Origin of the sequence: Prevotella sp. ICM33 (genome assembly GCF_000517825.1) — a bacterium.
GTDB classification, from domain to species: domain Bacteria; phylum Bacteroidota; class Bacteroidia; order Bacteroidales; family Bacteroidaceae; genus Prevotella; species Prevotella melaninogenica.
This window is the reverse complement of sequence record NZ_JACD01000101.1, coordinates 41,862-65,769: the sequence shown is the minus strand read 5'-3', so window position 1 is coordinate 65,769 and position 23,908 is coordinate 41,862. Positions and strand designations below refer to the sequence as shown.

Here is a 23,908-nt window from a genome sequence, read left to right as displayed (position 1 = left end):
GCTTTTTCACTACATCCCCAATGGTTCTATCATTCCATGAGAAGCAGCTATGTGCTGTTTCCATTCTGTAAGTAGCGGAGTAGCCAGAAACGATGATACATCCAAAGTCACTTCATATAATGTAGCCGCAAATAGAGGACACTGCGCTTGTGCATCATTAGGATTAACCCCTTTTTCGAGTAATAACTTCATGTAGTTCATGCCATAATCATCATAACATGAAATTTCTAAAGGAAGACGAGGCTCTATTACATCGGGTGTACTTGTCAATGAAGAAACCGTATTAGGGTCTGCTTCATTTTCTAAAAGAAATTTAGTTATACCATAGCTATGCTCCCATACGGCATAAAGCAGATAGGACATGCAATGTTTACCCTTATGTATTTTATTTCCATATAGTCTTTACAATACCTTCTTGTCAATGATTCTAATCTAAACTTAAATTATCGAATGAACATATTTTGATTATAAAAGTATTCCTTTATTTTTTTATCAATATTTTTTTTATTATACCACATACCAAAATCGATAACAAACAGACACATCCAGAGGTAAAAACAAATAACTCCTACATTTCCTAACCATGTAAGGGGAGTACGTATAAACGCTGCAACAAGTGGAGATGCTATCTCTTTCCCATTTACTACCAGACCTTCTGTATAGATAACTTCATCTGATTCAAAAGAATGGCCTTCTCCAGGGAAAAAACGGTCACTCTTTATATAATTACCATTTTTATCGTTATCAATAAAGAAACTTATAGTATCTCCTTTGTGGATTATGTAGTCGTCAAGTTTATATTTAGGAGGAAATAAAAAGAAGGGATAAAAATTTTCATATCCTTGCCAATAGGTATGACTGGTATCACCTTCCAAAGTGAAATTTGCCTCCCAACTACTATGAGACTTCTGTAGTATATGTATTCTATTAACAATACCTGTTCTATGCGGCAAATCATCCTTTACCGTGAGGAAACCTATCAGATAGAAGGGTATCAAGAAAAAAAGAGTAGCTGCCATAAAATATATTCTGGCTGGAATACCCCAAAACTCTAATAGCGAATCAATCTTAAATTTATACTTCAAATTCATAAAGACATACTTTATTATAAATACACTTACTTCTTTATCAATTCAATCTTACATGCAACGTCAGAGACTATCGGTTCTAACAGTTCACTTATGGTTAGTTCAATAGAGTTTGGCCATTGAACTTTATTATCTCTTTCAACTGAGCAGAATAAATCATATTTATATTCTCCCATCTGTCTCTTTAAGAATGGGAAGTTTTTTATAAATTCTGACTTAATATCAGAATCTTCTCTACTACGTTTATTTTTTAAGGTTAGTAAAGTTGCTGGTGTATCACTAAAGTGAACAATATCATCTAATACAATAGAAACTTTCTTCTCAATTTGAGGGAATAAAAGTGAGGAAGTATTATAAAGGAAAGTCTTGTTGCCTTCTTTTTTTATTCCATCAAAAGGTATCAAACTCATTCCAAGAGCTTTATAAAATATCGTTTTATTAAGTTCTGCAGCAAAAGATTGCGAACCATGAGCATATAACTGATTTCCATCTGATATTATTTTGGAAATCTCTACTGATGAGTTTCTTATATCTGTTTTAATTCTTTCCCATTTTTCGTGTAGTTCTGTAAAATTTAATACATCCTTCAACTTACCACATAAATCCATTGATATAAGTAGGTGGGATTGAATATCATTAACTTTATCAAGTAACTCAAGGGATTTCTGCTCTAAAAATTCTAAACCGTAGGTGTTGGTCTGGTTTAGTATTTTAATGTCAAGTAAATAATGATTATCTACAATCTCAGAGCATACAATACTCATTTCTTTCTTTGAACTTACCTCAAATAGGGGTCTACCAGAAATCGTATACTTAGAAGTCGTTTCAACTTTATATTTCCTAATAATGTTATCAAGGAATATTTCTGCATTAATAAAGTTATTCTTATTGTCCATCATATATTTTACGTGTAACTATTCAACAATGACAGGGGATATACAGTGTATGGCAATTTATCCGTTTAATCTCAGAATACTGCTGATTGATTGTTTCACGCATCAACCGCATATCTTCCGTTATACCTTGTAATACTTTTGATATGTCTGTAACCTGCTCTTTCATAGGTATAAAGGTAAAAAGAAAATCTGAAATATGCAAGAAAAATAAGCATCTTTATAGCCTTTATACGAAGATTTTATAGGAGAGAATACAGACTGATCGATACCGCTGAATAGTTACAAAATAGATAAAACTATAAAGGGTAGAACTATAATGATGCCGCTTATAATTATGAGTAATAGCGTTATATATTTATTTTCTTTACGCTTAATCCTAAGGTACGAAAAACTGAGGGGAATTAAACTTGTGACCAGACATTCTAATAATAACATTATTACGATATAATGATAAAATATAAGAGCAATACCAGTCCAGAATAACAAGAAGATTAAAGGTATAATCGTATGCGTAATACTGAAGCATGTCACCTTCCCTTCTTCTGAATATTTCGATAATTCAAGATGTAAATAACTGCCTCCCAATAACATACATGAAATACCAGAGGCTATATTAAAACCTATGTTATTAAATGAATGATTCCACGAAATTATAACAAATGTAAAAGTTATTACATGTAATGCTATAACCCAAATAATATTCTTATCCGTTTTCATTATTAATATGTTTGATACCATTGGCAAAGGTGTTCAATTCATTAATAAATAATTTGAACTCTTCCTCTGCTGAATTTATCTGAGGGTTGCACCAATAGAAAGATTCTCCATCATTACCCATCTTAAAATACTCTATTCCTGTTTCTAATAAATTTTCCCACATGTTCGAAATAATAGATATCTTACTTCTTGAGAAAGTTCCTATAATAATCAAAAGATGTCCCAAATAGAAGCTTTCATCTTCAACTATCATAGAAATTACCTTTTTGCTTAGATTTAAATTCTTAGTATAAATTACTTTTCTTGAGTTAATAGTATGATATTCGCTTTCTGGGTCTATATCATAGAGAATTGATGTCTTCGTTGGCTTCATCTCAAAAAGGAAAACAGATTTTCCTTGCACTTGCCGGAAAATAAAATCAGAAATATACTTAAACTTTGAATCTAAAGTTACAGTATCAAGTTCATTAATAAAATTTAGGTTCAAAATTTGATATCTATTATATTCTAACATAGCTTACTTTTTAATTAAATGATTTACTCCTCCTTTTCCCAACCACTATTCTCTAAAAGAATATAAGCTTTCGACCGAATAAATTATATTGATAAGTTGTTTTTTTGCCGTTTGAACATTAAATGGTTTCATGGTTGTAATCCTTTGTTTTCGTGTATCTCTTCACCATTAGATGTAAAGTTACAATGTTGTAAAGCCAAATCAAATTATTTTATTAGCCTTTAACGAAGCACCTTGAACGACAATTGAACTACCTATTTTTATATTAGCTTTAGATACCATTGATTAGATTTTACAACTATTATATCCTTTTTATGTGAAAACGCCAATATGGCTATCCGAAAACGATAAAAATTGACACTCCACAAACTGCTTTTCCCAAAGTCAATAATTAAAGGATCCCTTCGATTAGTAAAAGTTATTTTTACATATAGCCCCCAAATTGGTGTTGAACAAAAAAATATGTGCGATATATCCTCCCATGGAATCTTTATATTTCCTTCCTTTTCTGTAATTAGTAAGCCTAACTCATTTATGACTATTTTTCTTTTGCGAGTTTTTATTAATCCATAAACAAGAATGATGATTATAAATACTGAAATCCAAAGTATTATTTTCATATTGCTTTGGTGATTATTCATAATATCATCTACTGATAATGCAAATGGTATTAGCATTATCAGTAACAATGAAAAAAAGGTAGGATATGTATATATATTAAAATCTTTTGCCATTAGAAGTAAACCTTTTATAAGTTGTATAACCATAAGAAACCTTGAAGGTGTCATCTTATCTTTTTCAAAGGGGTACTATGAGTCGGTTTTATTTTTAAATTCATAAGGTCACATTTTGTATTATACAAGTCCTACTTAAGAAATATCTTCTATTTTAACATTGCAATTATAAAACAGTAAATCCACATATTGACCATCTAATGTATTCACCGTTAAAAACAATTTTTTATCTGCAATATGCATATCTAAAATCATACTTATAATTCCAATATGATCTTCTAAATCTTTATATCGGTTATCCACTGATAATTTACTTTTTGCATACTCCCATTTCTCAATAATAAGTTGGCATTTCTTCTCTACGAACCTCCCATTATCATAATAAGCCGCAAAATAAACTACAATTTTATGACCATCAATGTCATAATAAACCCCAGTCGTAATCTCATCATCAAATGAGAATAACAAGTTCTTTTTCATATAAAATTTATTTTATTAATGGTTTGTTTATAGACGGTCTACTTTTTAAGAATACAATATTAATAGTATCAGACACATGTAAACGTGATGTTTCTGACACAAAACCGATATAAGCTTGATTTTCATATAAGAATCTATAGCGCAGCACTGGATCGGAAGTCTTTCCTGTTAATCTCTCTTCAATAATAGCCTTTGTGTGAATTGTTTCACCATACTTTAATAAAACATCTGTAACTAATGAAAAGTAAAGAGCATAAGATATGCCGCCTACTATTATAAAAACAGCTAAAATATTCTTTATTTTCATTTTAAACGTTGGTTGATGCTTTTTTGAACTGTCTGTAAGAGACGGTATCGGAATTCAGTGGTGAGAATAGGAATAATGTGTGGGTAGGAAATGTATGTTAGGCAGGGACATTATTCCCCTTCTTTGCCGTTCATTACAGCATTGAGGAGAAGTTTTCCTACACCACAACCCGACATCCACTGTGAGGTCTTGTGCCTGCAGACGTCCTTTGTTATGTGTTATGTTGTGGCTATACTTTTCAGGATTAGTCTCTTTTTGGAAGAACAGACAAATCGAGCATAGCAATTTCAAAGGCAAATATACAACTTTATTTTGTAAAAGGGTCTTAAAAACATGGGAAAAGGAGAAAGGATGGAGGGCATTGTGAGTGGTTCACTCATCCGTCTGAACGACATCACCATATCATACGATGCACGCTTAGCCTTACCGTTCGCTTTTATCAGATAGTATATAGCATAGTGTGTCAGAATGCACTGTCTATCAAACCTTTCTCCATTTCCTTGTTGACCTCTATGTTGAATCTCTAATAATAAACATTGCGAATAAGTTCACCTTGATTGTTAAAATACTTCCATGTGCCACATTTTTCACCTTCTGAGTATTGCTCTATATGTTCTACTAAGCCATTATCATAATAGTAGATAGTTGGGCCATCCAACTTGTTGTTCGTATAAGTAACACATTTTTCTATATGCTGTGAAATCTCATTAAAATGGTATCTCTTTCCGTCGTTTACCCAATCATCTTTCTTTATTTTTATATGTGTATCAATAGAATGCATTGTCCCATCATTGTATAAATATATAACTGTACTATCTGTCTTTATAGTGGGGCTAATCGCTATTGAAGGTTTCATATAATAGAAGTGTTTGTTGGCATCAATAATTTCCCATGTACGATCATTCCCAGAACTGGTTCGTTTGGGGATATGTTTTTCTTTACAACCACAGAGGAAAACAATGATAATTAGGCACAGACATTTTATTGTTTTAATTTCTTTTCTTTCCATATCTCACATAGATTGACATGATCAAATATTTTTTTTAAATTACTATTTTGTTCAATTAACTCGGATTTAGTTGCTCTATACAACTTAGTTCCCTGTAAATTAGGGTACTTTTGTATTAAATCATGATGTTCTTTGTCAGTCGATGTGCTATAATCAGAAATCGTTTGTTTAAGCTCAGTAAATGCAGGGAAGAAGACATCTGACTATCTCTATGCCTGGAACTCATATTTATCTCCTAATATTTGCATTTCTTCATGATGCGTTCGCCAGCAGTGTTGGATGTATAACACTCTCCTTACCGTTTGCATGGATAAGGGTGTTCAAATTATCATACTCATGCGTATGCAAACTCCTTCTTAGCGATAGACTTTTTCAACTATGCCGTGAGTTTACTCAGGAGGTTGCTCACCGCATCGTAGGTCATCATTTATTTTTCATTCTTAGGTTCTTCTCAATCACGAATCCTTTTGATAAATTTTAGGCAGCACAAATATAAACAAACTATCGTAAATAAAAAAATAATATCCCATAAAAAAGGCTCTATGAGTAATTTATTGTATGGAAAAGTAGAATCATACTTTGCACTCGTTAAATGGATAAAAATAAAAGGGAAGCCAATATCTATCTTCCCATCAGTAGAAAAAGAAATTATATTGAATAACAATGATAGAATATTTATCAAAGCATATAGGACAATAATCGATACAGCATGCCTCATAATTTCTTATCGGTTTACTTTATTACTACTATTTCTTGAGAATTATGTTAATCTACTCTGGATTAATATCAGTTCTCCATTGCAGTCAGACCGCCTGTTGTAAGGCTCTTCACCTACAGACGTTCACGCTGCTTGTCATATGTATAGGTAGTCTCCGTTCCATTACCGAACTTCATATAGGTCGTATGACCGTCTTTTGCCGTAACCTATTCAGTCAACAATAACGCTTTGACGCCCCTGTTTATTGCTGTCCAAAAGTGTTTTCATGCGGAGTTTGTTGTGGATAGTGCCAAGGTGTCAATAGAAAAGAAAACCTACCATGCCAACTATCGGGCAGCCAATCTATAACATTGTTTGTAACTTAATGAGTTGAGACCTTGAAAAGAGAAGATTGTTGGATGTGTGTTAGGTTGCGAAAAATACGTACATATTCTTGAATAAAAGCCTTAAAAAAAAGGAGAAAAATAAGTATAACACAAGGGTTTGTAACTATCAATAAGTCAGTTTGTTATCAAGGAGCGTTTTAAAAGGTGCTTAATTGGACTTCAAAAGGGCGTTAGTAAGCCTTCTAAAGGGCACCTATTGGAAGCTAATTAGGCATCTTTAAGAAGCCTAAAGAGCATGTATTGATAATTAAGTGTTTGAAACAATTTTACAAATATAGGTGGGTTGGATAAAAAGAAGTTGCTTCCTAAGATAGAATAACAGGCTAAAGTTCTTATCTAATAAGGCACACGGAGACATAGAGAGACAGAGGTAAACGTAATATCATGGGTTCTTCTGGATTTTGGAGTGATAAGGTTTGCTACTTAAGGTTAGGTTTCTGAAGAAATGTCACACGGAGACACGGAGAGGACGGAGGATTATTAAAACAAAGCAATGGAAGTCACGGAGGCACCGTCGGGCATAGAGCGACGGAGCTTGTTAGCCAATTCTATTAGCAATTTATATACAAAGCGTTTATCCCAGAATAGTTATCAAGAATCTGTATGCTACACCTCCGTCGCTCTTTGTGCCGTCGGCACCTCCGTGCCATTGCGTTACCTCCGTCCTCTCCGTGACTCTGTGTGCCTTATAATATAAGACTTTTAGTTTATCACTCCATATTTCGGAAGAACCATATCATGGAGGTATCAACAGTACAAAGAACGGCGATACCGAAAAAAATAAAAGATGTTATGAAACAATACCATAGTAATAAAAACTATACATTTTGTGGCCTGATGACAGATTTAGGTTTAACGAATGAAGCCAATTTATCATACTTTGCGCAATGTATTCCTTAAGAAAAAACTTGCAGTATTGGGATTTTGTTGCTATCTTCGCAGACACGAAAGCCATCAATGGCATCTGAATAAGAATCAAAACATGGGAAGAAATAAGTTCGCAGAAGACGAGATAAAAGAAATAGCAAAGCTACTCCGACTGAAGAATGCGGGTAATCGGGCGAAACAGAAATTGGTTCGTCATGACCTACGTACAATTTATGAATTTAATATCTCTGACTTCAATGAGCCTGGTAAGGCTTTCGGTGAAGAAGAGTTACAGGATGCTATCCAACGAGGAGCTATTCAGATTCTTGATGATGCCACTATCGCTGATATGAAGGCAAAGCGTGCGCGTGATAAGGCGCGTGATGAGGCTGCACGTGAGCAGCAAGCCATTGAAGCGGGAGAGATGACCGACTGGAAAGCTGTTGCAAAGGAATGGGAAGAATGGGAGAACTCGCAAAATAACGGTAACTAATGTGTCCGATTATTTTGTGGCATTCTTTTTGTTAACTTAAAGAAGTAAGTGAAATTCTAATAAGAAGGAATATAAGCTTTTATAGCAGTGAGATAGCTTCATTCTCCAAAGATTATAAAATAATAAAACAATGACATTATATCCGAAACTCATTACAGATGCACTGGAGAAAGTAATTTATCCAGGAACGAAAAAGAATATTATTGAAAGTGAGATGTTGGCAGATACACCCAGCATCAATGGTAATAAAGTAAGTTTCACGCTTATTTTCCCACGTGAGACCGACCCATTCCTCAAGTCTACTATTAAGGCTGCTGAGGCTCAGATTCACTATTCTGTTGGTAAGGAAGTTGAAGTAACCATTACAACAGAGTTTAAGAATGCACCACGCCCAGAGGTGGGTAAGTTGTTGCCTCAGGTGAAGAATGTCATTGCTGTTAGTTCAGGAAAGGGTGGAGTAGGAAAGAGCACCGTCTCAGCTAATCTTGCTATAGCCTTGGCACGCCTTGGTTATAAGGTAGGTTTGCTCGATACCGATATCTTCGGTCCAAGTATGCCAAAGATGTTCGGTGTAGAAGATGCTCGTCCATACGGTGTAGAAAAGGATGGACGCCAGCTTATCGAACCTGTGGAGAAGTATGGTGTGAAGTTGCTTTCTATCGGTTTCTTTGTCAATCCAGACACAGCAACCCTTTGGCGAGGAAGTATGGCAACCTCAGCTCTTAAGCAGCTTATTGCTGATGCTGATTGGGGCGAACTCGATTACTTTATCCTCGATACACCACCAGGAACCAGCGATATTCACCTGACACTTATGCAGACACTTGCTATTACGGGTGCAGTAATCGTGTCAACTCCTCAGAATGTTGCATTGGCAGATGCACGTAAGGGTATTGATATGTATCGTAATGATAAGGTGAATATCCCAATTCTCGGTTTGGTTGAGAATATGGCATGGTTTACTCCAGCTGAACTTCCTGAGAATAAATATTACATTTTTGGAAAAGATGGTTGCAAGAACTTAGCAAAAGAACTTGGATGTCCGCTACTTGCTCAGATTCCAATCGTACAGAGCATTTGCGAAAATGGTGATAACGGAACACCAGCAGCGTCACAGGTTGACACCATTACAGGTCAGTCGTTCCTCAGTCTTGCGCAGAGTGTAGTCACTGTAGTCAATCGTCGCAATAAGGAACAGGCTCCAACAAAGATAGTTGATGTAAAGAACGGGTAAACCGCATTTACGTGTTTATATATAAAAAAATAGAGATATACGTGTTGGCGTATATCTCTATTTTTTGCAATAACAAATATATTATTCACTTTTTTTTATAAAAAGGAGGGCTGTTTACAAATTTATTTTATACTTTTGCACTCGTTATTATGAGTTAATTGACCTAACCTATTATTCATTAATAATCTTTACGTTTATACGTTAAACAACCTGTGTAAATAAAAAATGTTTCTTTATTCATCATTACCTTACTATAATAAGGTGATAGTGGTGTAATGCAGTTGTTCATGCAGCTGTTATTAATAAGTAACAATTAGGAACCTAAAATATAAATATTTAAACCCTGAACCTAATGAGAATGATTCATGAAACAAAGCAGAAGCATCTGTATTTCTCAGTCGCTTTTGCCCTTTCTATTGCGTTAGCTCCAACGAGTGTTTATGCAGTAGGAAATCCCGTAGGCTCACCTGATGCTTCTATGCCTCAGGCTGTGCAACAAAACGGCAATCACAAGGTAACTGGTCGCGTTGTTGACTCTGCTGGTGAGCCACTGATTGGTGCCACTATTATGGTGGAAGGAACCAAGGAAGGTGCTGTAACGGATATTGATGGTAACTTTACTATCAATACCACGTCAAAGGCAAAGTTGGTTATCTCTTATGTTGGCTATACTACCCAGACAATCCTTGTGGGCGACAAAACCACCATCGATGTTACGCTTAAAGAAGTTGCAAACACAATGAACGAGGTTGTTGTGACAGCCTTGGGTATTAAACGTGCTGAGAAAGCTTTGAGTTACAATGTACAGTCAGTAGGCTCAAATGAGTTGACACGTAACAAAGATGCTAACTTTGTGAACTCGTTAAACGGAAAGGTAGCTGGTGTTAGCATTTCTAAGAGTGCCAGTGGTGTAGGTGGTGCTACACGTGTAATCATGCGTGGTGCCAAGTCTATCGAAGGTGATAACAACGTATTGTATGTTATTGATGGTATTCCAATCTTCAATTTCAGTGGTGGACGCGATAGCGGTATCATGGGAGAAGGTCGTGTAAGCAGTGAAGGTATTGCCGACCTTAACCCAGAGGATATCGAGAGCATCAGCGTCTTGGCTGGTCCTTCTGCTGCAGCCCTCTATGGTAGTAATGCTGCTAATGGTGCCATCCTCATTACGACAAAGAAAGGTAAAGAAGGACGCGTAGACATTTCTTTCTCAAGTTCTGCAGACTTTAGCTCACCATTGTTGATGCCAGAGTTTCAGAATACGTATGGCAACAAGCTTGGTTCTTATGAGAGTTGGGGTGAGAAACTCGCAACACCAAGTTCATACGATCCAAAGAAGGACTTTTTCCGCACAGGAACGAACTTCATCAATGCTTTGACATTGAACATGGGTAATGAGTTTAATCAGACTTTTGCCTCTGTAGCAACCACCAATTCACGTGGTATCGTACCAAATAATACTTACGATCGTTACAACTTCACCATCCGTAACACTACGCGTATGTTTAAGAATAAGGTGCAACTCGACCTTGGTGCATCTTATATCAAGCAGAAAGATAATAATATGGTGTCACAGGGTGAGTACTGGAACCCAATCGTTGCAGCTTATCTCTTCCCACGCGGTGAGTCATTTGAGGGAATCAAGACCTTTGAGCGTTACGATAACGTGAGAAACTTCCCAACTCAGTATTGGCCAATCAGCGATAGCCGTTTTGCAAATCAGAACCCTTATTGGACGGCTTATCGTAACTTAGCACCAGATGATAAGGACCGCTTCATGTTCAATGCTGGTCTTACCTATAATATCTTTGATTGGTTGAGCGTAGCAGGTCGTATTCGTCTCGACAAGACGTTTATCACAAGTGAGCGTAAGATTTATGCTTCTTCATTCAATTACTTTGCCAAGGAGAAGGGCGCTTATGATTACTATGATTATAAGGATCATCAGACTTATATTGACGCTATTGCCAATATTAATAAGACCTTTGGTAAGTTCAGTCTTGCTGCCAACGTTGGTTATAGCTATTCTGACTATGCATCTCTCACCCGTGGTTATGGTGGTAACTTAGTGTTAGTTCCAAATAAGTTCTCTTTGAATAACATAAATCCAACTGATAGCAAGATTCGTGAGGCTGGTGGTGACTCAAAGGTACGTAATGTTGCAGCTTTTGCAAGTGCCGAATTGGGTTGGAGAAGTATGGTTTATCTTACTTTGACAGGTCGTAACGACTGGAACTCACGTCTTGTAAACTCATCTGAGGAATCATTCTTCTATCCATCAGTTGGTTTATCTGGTATTATCTCAGAGATGATAAAACTCCCTTCATTCATTTCTTATTTGAAGGTTCGTGGTTCTTACACTGAGGTTGGTTCTCCTGTTTCACGTTCAGGTATGACGCCGGGCACTATTACAACTCCAATTGTGGGTGGTAGCTTGAAGTCTACTGATATCTATCCATTTACTGATTATGAGGCAGAGCGTACAAAGTCATACGAGTTCGGTTTGACTGCTCGTTTTTGGAAGAAGTTGTCATTCGACTTCACTTGGTACAAGTCTAATACTTATAACCAAACCTTTATTGGTGAATTGCCAGAGGGTTCTGGTTACAAGGCTGTTTACTTACAGGCAGGTAATGTAGAGAACCGCGGTGTCGAGATGGCATTAGGTTATAGCGATAACTTCGGTGGTTTGCAATGGAACTCATCATTGGTTTACTCTAAGAACGTCAATGAGATTAAGGAAATGGTGAAGGACTACCATCACCCATTGAGTCCAAAGCCAATCAATATCCCTGAAGTATCAAAGGATAATGGCCGTGTTCTGCTTAAGGTTGGCGGTTCTATCAATGATATTTATGCAAGAAAGGTATTGGCAAAGGACAATCAAGGCTTTGTAAATGTTAGTCCATCAGGCGGTATGAACTTAGAGACTGTTGAGCCTATCTACTTAGGTAAGACTACCCCAGACTTCACAATGGGTTGGAACAACAATTTCACCTACAAGAACTTCGGGCTTAGTTTCTTGATTAATGCACGCATTGGCGGTATTGTTACTTCTTCAACACAAGCATTGTTAGACCGTTTTGGTGTGTCTAAGGCATCAGCTGATGCAAGAGATGCTGGTGGCGTGATGATTCCAAATCAGGGCTTGTATGATGCAAAGAAGTATTATACACTTGTTGCTACAGGTGAGAATGACCTCGCAGGTTACTATACCTATAGTGCAACAAACGTTCGTTTGCAAGAACTTACTTTGAGCTATAAGTTTAATTCAAGGCTGTTTAACAATGTCATTAAGGATTTGACACTTTCATTTGTGGCTACAAATCCATGGATGATTTATTGTAAAGCACCTTTCGATCCAGAGCTTACAGCTTCAACAGGTACATACGGACAGGGCAATGACTATTTCATGCAGCCAAGTCTGAAGAGTTATGGTTTCAGTGTTAAATTCAAATTCTAATTGAACATGAAGACAAAAGCATATAAATATATCGTAGGTGTCCTTGCGCTGTCCTTGTTTACGGCTTGTGACTTCCAAAAGGTAAACACTAACGAATTTGAACTCCTCCCAGAGGAGGGATTGATGGATGGTATTTCTATTGGCGGTCCTATAACTGCCATGCAGAAATGCGTTTTCCCAGTAGGAACACAGGCAGATGGTACCAGTGTTGCTAATAGATATCAAACAGCCTATAACCTTGCAGCAGATTGTTGGAGTGGTTATTTCGGTCAGAATAATAACTGGGGCGGTCCTAATAACCTCAATTATTTCCTCAAGGATGGTTGGGTAGCATCGTCTTATACCGAATCTTACTCTACTGTTGTACCTTTGTGGCAAGACTTAAAGGGTAAGACTGAGACTCAGTTCCCAGAGGTTTTCGCCTTAGCACAGATTCTGAAGATTTCTGCTTGGCATAAGGCTACCGATATGTTCGGACCTATCCCTTATAAGGAGGCAGGTAAAGGACTTATCACTGTGCCATACGATAGCCAGGAAGAAGTGTATAAGTCAATGTTCAAAGAACTCTCTGATGCTATTGAGGTGTTGACAAAGTACGCAGATAATGGTAATAGCAAACTCTTGCCAAATGCTGATGCTGTCTATGCAGGCGACGTTCACAAGTGGGTTGTCTATGCTAACTCTTTGATGTTACGTCTTGCTATGCGTGTTTATTATGCTGATGCTGCACTCTCAAAGAAGTATGCTTTACAGGCTGTCAATCATTCTTATGGCGTGATGAAGACCAAGGATGATGAGGCTAAGATGGAGAGAGGCGCAAGCTTGGAGTTCAAGAACAACCTCGATGTTCTTATCAACCAGTATAACGAGTGCCGTATGGGTTCTTCTATGTTGGCTTACTTAGGTGGTTATCAAGACCCACGTTTGCCAAAGTTCTTCAATACAAGTACAGTTTCTCAGGCAGTGACTGTGGGCACATACGGAAAGTATTCTGGTGTACCAACAGGTCATGACGTAAGCTCTAACGATGCTTTCAGAGATTCTTCACGCCCAGCTATCACAAGTACAACTCCAACTTATTGGATGCGTGCTTCTGAGGTTTACTTCCTCTTGGCTGAGGCTGCTCTGCATGGATTCGCTGTGGGTGGTACTGCTGAGTCACTTTATGAGAAGGGTATCGAGATGTCATTTGAAGAGAATGGTATTGCAAGTTCTGAGGTAGCAGACTATATGTCGTCTGGCCTCAAGCCATCTGCTTACAGTTTCCATCTCACCAATCCAGGTGTGAATGTTGACGTACCGGCAGTAACAGAGGCTACTACAGCATGGAGTGGAACCGATGAGGAGAAACTTGAGAAGATTATGATACAGAAGTGGATTGCACTCTATCCTAACGGACAAGAGGCTTGGACAGAGTATCGTCGTACAGGTTATCCTAAGTTGCATAGTGTGGTTACAAACTATAGCAACGGTGAGATTGATAGTGAGGTAGGCATCCGTCGTATGCGTTTCCCAACTAACAAGTCTACATCGGCAGAGGATATTGCCAACTTAGAGAGTGCACGCAAGCTACTTCGTGGTGGTCTGGATAAGGCTGGAACACGTTTGTGGTGGGACAATAAGAATCATTAATATCAAGCATTTTGAATATGAAAAACTTTAAATATATCAGTTCGTTGGTATTGCTCTGTGCAGGAGTCCTTTTCTGTGGATGTAGCAAGATGACAGAGGTAGAGAACGAACCTTACGATCATATCGGTGGATATAATACGATGAACAATGCTGAGAGCGAGAAGTATTATGCCGATTTGAGAGCTTATAAGCAGCAAGCCGTTAACTATGGTCGTCCTGTTGCTTTTGGTTGGTATTCTAACTGGTCGCCAGCAGGTACCTACCGCCGTGGCTATCTTACCTCTATGCCAGATAGTATGGACATCGTTTCCATGTGGAGTGGTGCACCTAACCGCTTTAATATTACACCTGAGCAGAAGAAAGACAAGGAGTTTGTGCAGAAGGTGAAGGGTACAAAACTCTTGGAAGTTACACTCTTGTCTTACATTGGTAAGGGAAGAACTCCTGACTCTGTCTATACTGCTGTTGAGAAGCAGGCTGAAAAAGAAGGCTGGGCAAACGACCAGGCTCGTGTTGAAGAAGCTAAGAAGAAGGCGCGTTGGAAGTTCTGGGGCTACGATGGTGTTGTCGGTTCTGACAATCACAAAGAGGCTTTGGCTCGCTTTGCTAAGGCTCTCTGCGACTCATTGGAAGCCAATGACTGGGACGGTTACGATATCGACTGGGAGATTGGTAGTGGTGTCTTCGATATGGATGGTACACTCAGTACCAATGCCGACCTCGTTTACTTGGTAAAGGAGATGAACAAGTACATCGGTCCTAAGAGTGATCCAGATCACAAGGGCCACCGTCTTATCTGTATTGATGGCCATTTCAGTGGACTTACTGAGGCTTTGGATGGATATGTTGATTACTGGATTGATCAGGCTTATGGTCGTACAACTCACTTCGATTACTACGGTGTTGACCCAAAGACAATTATCACAACCGATAACTTTGAGTCTTCTTTTAAGAGTGGTGGTCAGTTGTTAAGACAAGCCAAGAGTATGCCTTCTAAGGGTTACAAGGGTGGAGTAGGTGCTTATCGTTTCGATAACGACTACGACAATACTCCTAACTACAAGTGGATGCGTCAGGCAATTCAGATTAACCAACAGGTGTTCAAGGAGAGAATGGGGCAGACCACTCAACCTTAACACTGCATATCTCACATTATAAATTTAATAGAATACAAATATGAACAAGCATATTTTCAAACATATTGCTGTGGCGTTTGCTGCATGCTGTGTGGTGAGTTGCCAAGACAGCGAGAGCGATTTGTTGAAGCAGAAAGTTTATTTTGATAGCAATCTATACAAAGTCGAAATGCCTGACTCTGGTTCAACTTTAGGTGTCGACATTACTTCTCGCCTTTCTAACAAGCAAGATGGAGCAGTAGATGTCTCTTATTCACTTGCCGACTCATCATTGGTTGCCCTTTATAATAGCAAGTACGGAACAGACTACATTGCTTTAAAGCATCAGAATGTTACGTTCAGTAAGGCTTCTTCAACGATTGCAGCTGGAAGCATCTATGCTGATAAGGTGTCGTTGACGCTTAATAACCTTGACCAGTTAGCGGAGGGAAAGAACTATATGTTGCCTATCAAGCTACATTCAAGTTCTACTCCTGTCATTGATGGGGAAGATGTTGAGTATATTATTTTAGCAAAACCTGTTAAGATTACAAAGGCTGGTGACTTCTATAATAAGTATATCTCTGTGAAGTTCCCAGCAGGAACCTTCTTTAAGTCCTTCACCTATGAGGCATTGGTTCACTCTATTTGGTGGGGCAGCAACTGTACTATTATGGGTTCAGAGGGTCTGATGATCTTCCGTGTAGGTGATGTTGGTGGTGGTATTTCTTCTGGTATCTTACAGGCAGCAGGTAGACAGCACTATGAAGCACCAGAGAAACTTTCGATTAACAAGTGGTATCATGTGGCATTGACCTACGATCAGGCAACTGGTAAGACTGTTATGTACCTTAATGGTACGAAGTGGGCTGAGTCTGCATGGAATATTCCTGGCTTCGATCCAAACGCTGATGTCGGTTTCAACATTGGTAAGATCCCTGGCTTCCCTTGGGGTGAACGTCCATTCTATGGTTATATGAGTGAGGTTCGTGTATGGAGTGTTGCTCGTAGTGAGAATCAGATTAAGCAGAATATGCTGAGTGTAGATCCTAAGTCTGACGGCTTGGAACTCTATTTCAAGTTGAATGGATCAGAGACCGTAAATGGCAATAAGATTAAGGATTCTGCTAAGGGTATCGAGTGTACCACAGGTGGTCTTGAGTTTACTACCCTTGCTCAACCACTCACAATGAAGGATCTTCAATAAGGTTCACCTTAAATAAATAATATAAAGAAGAGTCGGACAGCTTTTGTTCGACTCTTCTTTTACTTTGAACTTTGAGGTTTGAACTTTGAACTTTATGATATGAGTTTTTATCTTTTGAAGTTTGAGGTTTGAACTTTGAACTTTATGATATGAGTTTTTATCCTTTGAGCATTGAGGTTTGAACTTTACCGTTGCAAAGATAATTAATTCATGAAAGGAATGCAAGGCACATCTATGTACAGATATATGTAGGCTGTTCGTTTATCTTAATGAGAAGGCATAGCCCCAACCATTATGGCATGGCATAGACCTAACCATTATGATATCCAACCATACCCCTGTACAGCCATATCTACAAAGTGATCTAACAGCAGGTTTGTCTTGTTCGAAAACACCTCCCTATCATAGGTCTTTGGCAAATCCTTATCCAGCGACCGTTGTATCAGTCCCAACACCTTTGTCTTTGGTTGTGGGTCTTTATACCAGTCAACCACCAACAATCTTTCTTTTTCCTCCACTAACTTGTTATAAAGGTTTTTAGAAGCAAGGATAACTTCCTTCTCTTCCTCCTTTGTTAGCTTCCGACCTTGGATAAGAAGGTCGTAGATTTCAAGTTCTTCCTCCCTTAATCCCATATCTGCCGACCGTCCCTGCTCTTTCTTGAGTTCATCAATCAGCTGTAACAACTTCTCATAGTAATCCTCATTCTCCGTACCACCTGCATTATAGGTATCAATGATATTCTTGTATCTTTGAGAGAATGGCACTCTGGTACAGTTCTTATTAATCAACTGTTCCAAAGCTGTTTCTATAAAGGTGCGGAGGTTATCAATCTCCATTGACTTATAAGGAGTTGCATTGATAGACTTACGAATACTTTCTATATCTAATTTACTTAAGTCGATCACCTTACTCTGATGAATACTATATTGTGGCTTGTCTTCTGCAACCATCACCGTAACGCTATCGTCCAGTGTGTAGCTCATCTTCTCTTTTGCCCTTCTTAGTTTCTCATCATCTATTCTGTTACAGAACAGTCCATTGAGATAACTCAGTGGAGAGAACTTCTCATTCTTCCATCCAAGTTCAAATATCTCTGGCTTTGCAGCATCATGCAGGTTCATCATGAGGTTACTCATCACCTTAAACCTGTTTTTACTCTCGTCTTTCTCAAGGATTTTGTCGTATGCTAATCGCAAGGACTCCAGTTTGTCTAATGTGTCACCATCGGTGATAATCTTATCTAATCTTATCCCTAATCCTTGTAAGAACGAGTCGCACTCCTCAATACAACCGTCAATGGTTGTGATTAACTGCGTAATATCCTTTGCTGGGAACTCTGCACCTTCCTCACCATTTGAGGCATAGTCAGACAGTGCCTGCTGCATATACTTAAACACATTGACATAGTCTACCACGATACCGCAGCTCTTACCGGGATACACACGGTTGGCACGTGCAATAGCCTGCATCAGTGTATGTCCCTTCATAGGCTTGTCAAGATAAAGGGTTGAGAGCGAAGGAACGTCAAAGCCTGTGAGCCACATCGCACATACAAAGACCAAACTTAGTGGATCGTCCTTATCTTTAAATCTGTCTTCAATGTCTTTTCCCTCTGGTGTTATCTCGTTCATCTTGTTGCGATGAACTGTGATGTCTAATCCTTGCGCTTTGAACTTCTCTACTTCGTCAGCCTCTTCACTGATGATGACAGCCATCTCAACCTTATTCATATAGTCTAATCGTGCTGTCAGTTCGTCACGTTCTTCCTTCGTCTTGGCTGCATTGCGCTCCTTGATGAGGGCTTTCTTCTCTTCTCCCCAGTAGTGTTGCACCTTCTCATACATCTTCACAGCCGTGTACTTATCCACACTGACTACCATTCCTTTTCCTAAGAAGCCTCGTCTTGGGAAGTGGTGGGCAATGTCTTGTGCAATACGGTCAAGACGTCCGTCGCGCTTGATTACCTCTAAGATACGTGAGGAGGAGTTCTCTAAGAGTTCTCTTTCTCTATCGTTGAGTTCTTCTTCTTCGACAATCTTGTCAATATCTGAGTCAAGCCAGTTATTCTCTAATCCCACCTCTGGCACTCGACGACTATAGTACAGGCGCACCGTACTACCATCTTCAATCGCTTGTGCAAAGTTATATTCTGATACATAGTCGCCAAACCATTGGTTGGTCAATCGCTTTGAACCTAACAAAGGGGTTCCTGTAAAGGCGATGTAGTTAGCATTAGGCAGACCCGTGTGCATGTTCTCTGCCAACTGCTTATACTGTGTTCTATGTGCCTCGTCTACCAAGACAAAGATGTCATTGCGCTCAGAGAGGACGGGATATTTCTTTGTCTTATCATACTGAAACTTATGTATCAGCGTGAAGACCATCGGTTTGTTACCACTAAGGAACTCACGTAGCTGGGCTGCATTCTTTGGCTGGCACTCTTCTTTCTCGCCAATGACCTCACTGCGCACGAAGGTCTTATGTATCTGTGTGTCGAGGTCGTCTCTGTCTGTAATGACGAGGAAGGTGAAGTTGCCTTTTAGCTTACGCCTTACCTTTCGTACAAACATCACCATCGAATAGCTCTTACCCGAACCCTGCGTATGCCAGAACACACCTAACTTTCCTTTTAGTTCTTCTCTGCGTTCCACGCTCTTCATGAGGTTGTTTACGCCTAAGTATTGGTGGTTCTTAGCGATAATCTTCACGCGCTTATTGTCAAAGAAGATAAAGTTTTCTATATAGTCTAACAGGCGTTCCTTACGGAAAAGACCGTCAATGAGGTTGATGATTGAAAGACCATACTCGGCTATATGCTCACGGTCGAGTTTCTCATGTTCATCGTTGACCTTTAGCCAGTCGAAGAAGAATTCATACTTAGAGTTCCACGCACCCAACTTCGTCTGCATACCATTTGAGAGTACGCATATCTGGTTTAGTGCAAAGATATTGGGTATATCTTCTCGGTAGCTAACGAGGTTCTTCTCATAGGCTTCCTTTATCTTTACGGTTGAGTTCTTCAATTCGATGAAGACCATTGGAAGTCCATTGACAAACAAGAGGACATCGGGGCGACGATAACGAATTCTACCCTTTATCCACATCTGGTTAACACAGTGGAAGTCGTTGTTCTCTACATTGTCAAAGTCTATCAGCCGAACGATGTCAAAGTCGTCTTTGCCATTCTTCTTCACCTTTACATTGATACCATTGCGCAGATAGTTATAGAACTTATAGTTCGTGTCCATCATGTCCTTACCCGTATAATCCTTACGGAAGTCGGCTACAACCTGCACTAAGATACTCTTGTCAATCTGTGGGTTAAGTCGTTCTAAGGCAGTAAGGAACACCGCAGGCAAGATACACTCTGACGAATTGCGACGCCCCGTCTTGCTAACGTCGTCTTGTGCCTCCACACTCGGGTCACACTCAATACGTTTCCATCCGAACTCTGGTTGCGATAGTCGGGTACAAAGGGTCTGCTCTATGTCGTCTTCACTGATAAACGATTTCATAATACAATGGTTTGTTAAGATTTAACTTCAAGTTTGCCACTCATCAAACGGGGAAGGAGTAAGTCACGTTGGCGAGTAAGGAAGGTATTCTGCTGTTCCAAAGCATATATTTCTTTAAAATATGGTCTGATTCTTTTATGAAAAGCCCCACGAAAATCTACTTTTGGAACAACAATCTTTAGCTTTTCAAATTTACCTTTACTGAGATTTGTCATCGTTGCACCAGTAGCACCAAATAATTCTATAGTAGGTTTCAACTGTCTGCATACATAATACAACCACTCCAAATCTTCTAAATTATTGAGAATAATTGAATTTATCTGTTGGTTGGTATGCGCAAGATTTGTATTGATAGAAACAATGCCTGCAGTCCCAATGCACGAAACCATAATGGAATTGATAGGTAGTAACTTTGTTCGTTGATAATTATTTCCTTCTTGTGAAAGTGTCTCACTCGTAGAACGAACAAACAGTTTTCCGTGCATATCTGGGGTTTTAACAAAAAGTATATCTCCTCCATATAAATCCCGGTTAGACATAGGAGGTGTCTTACCTGTTTCTATTCTACCAAAATCTGCTATTATCTTTATTTCCCATCCTTTAGGCAATCCATTAACTATTTCTACATTCTCGTGTTCAGGGAATCGGAAACGGACGAACCACTCTTTATAAAGGTTCTCTGCCATCTGTTCTAACAAACGGATACGACGAGTGTTGTTCTCGATAAGGCGGTCATAGGCGGAGAGGATAGAGGCTATCTTCTGCTGGGTGGGAAGAGAGGGTATTTGTACCTTTATTTTCCTCATTGCAGCACCAGAGATTTCTGGGAAAGTTGCACCTGTACCAAACAGCTTTATGTAGTCAAGATTGCCTTTTATATAATAGTATAGGAAAAGGGGATTTATTATCTCTTTGTTGCATATAATGCTTTTGAATCCTTGATTTGTACAGATAGGATTAGAAGCAATAGCAACATAGCCAATTGGAGCTCTTGAAGAAAAAAGGACTGTGTCCTTTGGTAAGAGTTTCGTACCAGACTTTAGACCAGTTTTATTTAAAAAACTTTCTCCATGGCTGATATAAACCGATTTATAACCAGTTAAATCTTTCGGAGAAATCCATGGAATATCTCCGCCCCAAAAGTCGCTATTAGCAGTAGAGGGGGTGCCACCTCCTACGACTTCTCCTATATCTGATATTTTATAAGTAGTTGTTTCCATATCTTTTTTACCCCAACAACTCCTTTAAGTTCTTTTCAATCTCACTCTCCAAGTCCTTAGCTTCAGCGGATAGCTTTGCAAACTCCGAGTTTAGCGATAGCATTTCGGTGCGGAATTCCTCTTCGGTCATTCCGTCGTCTTCAATCACTACGCCCACATATCGTCCTGCGTTAAGGCTATAGTCGTTGTCGATAATGCCATCTTCACCTTCAAGTTTCGCTACCTTGCACAGACCGACAATGTCTTGATACTTGCCGTCTGGCCAACGTTCTAAGAGCCAGTCTACTTCGCTTTGCTTGTCCTCTGCCTTATATTCCTCGACCAATGCCCAGAAGGCATCGCTGTCGCCCTCATAAAGGCGAGAGATGATTCCGAGGTTTTTCACCTGCTCATTAGAGAACTTACGGTGTGCACGGTCTACCTGTGTAAAGATGTTACGAGCGTCAATAAAGAGAATCTCGTCTTTCTTTGGTCGCTGCTTATTGAAGAACCAGAGTGTGGCAGGGAGGGTCACGGTAGAGAACATATTGCTGGGGAGGGTCACCATCTGACTGATAATGCCGTCCTCAATCATCTTCTTACGTATCTCGAGTTCGCTGCCTCCTGCATCGCTGGCAGAGTTTGCCATAACAAGTGCTGCCTTACCTTGCTCGTTGAGGGCTGTGGCAAAATAGCCAATCCATAGATAGTTGGCATTAGGTACGGTCTCTTTCTTGTCTGAAGCCTTCTTGGCAGACTTTGTCTTGTTGCGGGGTACACCATAGGTGTTAAAGCGTGCATCGTCTGTCACCCTCTCAACAACCACCTCATCGACATTAAACGGAGGGTTAGCCATGACGTAATCAAACTGTCCGACAGCATTGTAAGGATCGCTATAGAAAGAGTTAGCCTCCGTAATCTCGCCACGCACATTGTTGAGTAGAAGGTTCATCTTTGCCAACTTCACCGTGTCAGGCTCTTTCTCAACACCATAGCAACGGAAGTTCATCATCTGTTCGTTAGTGGCATTGTGGCGGTGCATATAGCGTGCTGCCTGAACGAACATACCGCCCGAACCACAGGCAGGATCAAGAAACTTCTTATCGCCAGTGGCAGGCTGTAAGACCTCAACCATATACTGTACGACACTGGCAGGGGTATAGAAGGCTCCTCCTCCCTGACCTTCAGCAAGGGCGAAGTTGCCAAGGAAGTATTCGTAAATCTGTCCGAAGATGTCAATACTGATATTCTCAGGGATGTCTTTGAATACACGTACGATGCGACTCAGTAGCTCCGGTTCTTCCTCTGGTACCAACTGTCCGTAGACCTCCTTTGGCAGAACGCCGTCCATGCGTGGGTTCTCATGCTCAATAGCCTCCATCGCAGCCTTTACCAACAACGCCTTTTGAGCATCGTCGGGGGCATCATTGAGGTAATCAAAATAAGCACATTCAGGCAAGAAAAAGCCACACTTCTCTATGGCGATATCCTTATAGCTACGTTCCATGCGGGTGCCCCTATACTCGTTATAGGCTGTATCAATCGCCTCCTTATGCTGTTTGAAAAGCACATCGGCATAACGGAGGAAGATAAGACCAAGGATAGGCTGGCTATACTTGTTAGCTGCAAGGTGCGCACCAGCACGCAGCATGTCGGCAGATTGCCACAGACGGCCTTCGAGGTCTTTAAGTTCGGTACTTGTCATTGTCTTATTTTTCTTTTTGCGTATTGACTCTTTAATGATTATGCAAAGATATTAAAATAATACAAGAATACCTTAGGTTTTGTGGATAAGTTGACGAGTTGACTGGTTGACGAGTGAACAAGTTGTTTGTGGACAGGGTAAGGGGAGACAGGGTAACAGGGGGGCAAGGAGACAGGGTAACATGTTTAACAGGTTTTTTGGGAGATGCGGTAACAAGTTTATAATGTAGGGTTGGAGTGAAATATGTTTACAAAAGTCGGTGCGTTTTGGGTCGAAAAATGGTCTTAAAAGGGCTAATCTTGGTGGTCTTGTAACTTCCAGAGAATCAAATACTTGTAAGATTGTGTTTTAAAAGGGCGTTAGTAAGGGTCCAAAAGGGCGTTAGTTGGAGTTCAAAAGGGCATCTTTTGCAAGCCAATTGGGCATCTTTTAGAAGGTAAATGGGCATAAATTAGAATTCGATATTTGAAATATTTTGACACGAAACGTCCCTAAATATCTACTGCCCCCCCTTTATGCTTTACTTGTATAGTAGAAAAAAAACGAGGGACTGCCATAGGCAGCCCCTCATTAGTTCTTTTTATAGTGCAGTATGAAAGTCGAAACTAACAAGTGCACTTGCTAAA

The 23,908-nt window shown here is 39.3% G+C and carries 16 protein-coding genes and 2 pseudogenes; 6 read left to right on the top strand and 12 right to left on the bottom strand.

What is annotated here, in order from left to right; translation table 11 throughout:
* The 9 genes and pseudogenes from HMPREF1505_RS13765 to HMPREF1505_RS11895 all read right to left on the bottom strand — a co-directional run.
* A pseudogene (locus HMPREF1505_RS13765) lies at positions 1–97 on the bottom strand (type IV secretion protein Rhs); the annotation flags it as partial.
* A gap of 14 nt (positions 98–111) precedes the next feature.
* A pseudogene (locus HMPREF1505_RS11935) lies at positions 112–375 on the bottom strand (ankyrin repeat domain-containing protein); the annotation flags it as partial.
* A 68-nt stretch (positions 376–443) separates the two neighbouring features.
* Complete coding sequence (locus HMPREF1505_RS11930) at positions 444–1,091, bottom strand: hypothetical protein (protein ID WP_036925694.1); 648 nt, start codon at positions 1,089–1,091, stop codon at positions 444–446.
* 26 nt (positions 1,092–1,117) lie between these two features.
* Complete coding sequence (locus HMPREF1505_RS11925; protein WP_036925692.1) at positions 1,118–1,987, bottom strand: hypothetical protein; 870 nt, start codon at positions 1,985–1,987, stop codon at positions 1,118–1,120.
* Between the two features lie 700 nt (positions 1,988–2,687).
* A complete protein-coding gene (locus HMPREF1505_RS11915; RefSeq protein WP_036925688.1) occupies positions 2,688–3,215 on the bottom strand; it encodes a hypothetical protein in 528 nt (175 codons plus the stop codon).
* A 260-nt stretch (positions 3,216–3,475) separates the two neighbouring features.
* Positions 3,476–3,949 (bottom strand): hypothetical protein, encoded by a 474-nt coding sequence (locus HMPREF1505_RS11910; RefSeq protein ID WP_036925703.1) that lies wholly within the window; start codon positions 3,947–3,949, stop codon positions 3,476–3,478.
* A 135-nt stretch (positions 3,950–4,084) separates the two neighbouring features.
* Positions 4,085–4,429: a hypothetical protein gene (locus HMPREF1505_RS11905; RefSeq protein WP_013265120.1), complete on the bottom strand. Its 345-nt coding sequence runs from the start codon at positions 4,427–4,429 to the stop codon at positions 4,085–4,087.
* A 7-nt stretch (positions 4,430–4,436) separates the two neighbouring features.
* Complete coding sequence (locus HMPREF1505_RS11900; RefSeq protein WP_036925686.1) at positions 4,437–4,736, bottom strand: hypothetical protein; 300 nt, start codon at positions 4,734–4,736, stop codon at positions 4,437–4,439.
* A gap of 523 nt (positions 4,737–5,259) precedes the next feature.
* Positions 5,260–5,745 (bottom strand): toxin-antitoxin system YwqK family antitoxin, encoded by a 486-nt coding sequence (locus HMPREF1505_RS11895; protein WP_036925685.1) that lies wholly within the window; start codon positions 5,743–5,745, stop codon positions 5,260–5,262.
* A 2,086-nt stretch (positions 5,746–7,831) separates the two neighbouring features.
* On the opposite strand from HMPREF1505_RS11895, the gene HMPREF1505_RS11885 reads away from it, so the two are divergent.
* The 6 genes from HMPREF1505_RS11885 (at position 7,832) to HMPREF1505_RS11860 (ending at position 16,860) form a co-directional block, all read left to right on the top strand.
* A complete protein-coding gene (locus tag HMPREF1505_RS11885; RefSeq protein WP_036925681.1) occupies positions 7,832–8,209 on the top strand; it encodes a hypothetical protein in 378 nt (125 codons plus the stop codon).
* 130 nt (positions 8,210–8,339) lie between these two features.
* The gene (locus HMPREF1505_RS11880) at positions 8,340–9,443 is read left to right on the top strand and encodes an Mrp/NBP35 family ATP-binding protein (protein ID WP_036925680.1); all 1,104 of its coding nucleotides are present in this window, start codon (positions 8,340–8,342) and stop codon (positions 9,441–9,443) included.
* Positions 9,444–9,795: 352 nt separating this feature from the next.
* On the top strand, positions 9,796–12,906 hold the full coding sequence (locus HMPREF1505_RS11875) for a SusC/RagA family TonB-linked outer membrane protein (RefSeq protein WP_036925678.1): 3,111 nt from the start codon (positions 9,796–9,798) through the stop codon (positions 12,904–12,906).
* Positions 12,907–12,912: 6 nt separating this feature from the next.
* Positions 12,913–14,538, top strand: a complete 1,626-nt coding sequence (locus HMPREF1505_RS11870) for a RagB/SusD family nutrient uptake outer membrane protein (protein ID WP_036925701.1) — start codon at positions 12,913–12,915, stop codon at positions 14,536–14,538.
* A 17-nt stretch (positions 14,539–14,555) separates the two neighbouring features.
* On the top strand, positions 14,556–15,674 hold the full coding sequence (locus tag HMPREF1505_RS11865; protein ID WP_036925676.1) for a glycoside hydrolase family 18: 1,119 nt from the start codon (positions 14,556–14,558) through the stop codon (positions 15,672–15,674).
* A 40-nt stretch (positions 15,675–15,714) separates the two neighbouring features.
* Complete coding sequence (locus HMPREF1505_RS11860; protein ID WP_036925673.1) at positions 15,715–16,860, top strand: DUF1735 and LamG domain-containing protein; 1,146 nt, start codon at positions 15,715–15,717, stop codon at positions 16,858–16,860.
* A gap of 317 nt (positions 16,861–17,177) precedes the next feature.
* On the opposite strand, the gene HMPREF1505_RS11855 is transcribed toward HMPREF1505_RS11860, so the two are convergent.
* Genes HMPREF1505_RS11855 through HMPREF1505_RS11845 form a run of 3 tightly spaced genes read right to left on the bottom strand, consistent with a single transcriptional unit; the run spans position 17,178 to position 23,282 of the window.
* The gene (locus HMPREF1505_RS11855; protein ID WP_036925670.1) at positions 17,178–20,378 is read right to left on the bottom strand and encodes a type I restriction endonuclease subunit R; all 3,201 of its coding nucleotides are present in this window, start codon (positions 20,376–20,378) and stop codon (positions 17,178–17,180) included.
* A gap of 14 nt (positions 20,379–20,392) precedes the next feature.
* Positions 20,393–21,598, bottom strand: coding sequence for a restriction endonuclease subunit S (locus tag HMPREF1505_RS11850; RefSeq protein WP_036925667.1), 1,206 nt, complete (start codon positions 21,596–21,598; stop codon positions 20,393–20,395).
* A gap of 7 nt (positions 21,599–21,605) precedes the next feature.
* Positions 21,606–23,282 carry a class I SAM-dependent DNA methyltransferase gene (locus tag HMPREF1505_RS11845; protein WP_036925665.1) on the bottom strand — a complete coding sequence of 559 codons (1,677 nt, stop codon included), beginning with the start codon at positions 23,280–23,282 and terminating at the stop codon, positions 21,606–21,608.
* Between the last annotated feature and the right edge of the window lie 626 nt (positions 23,283–23,908).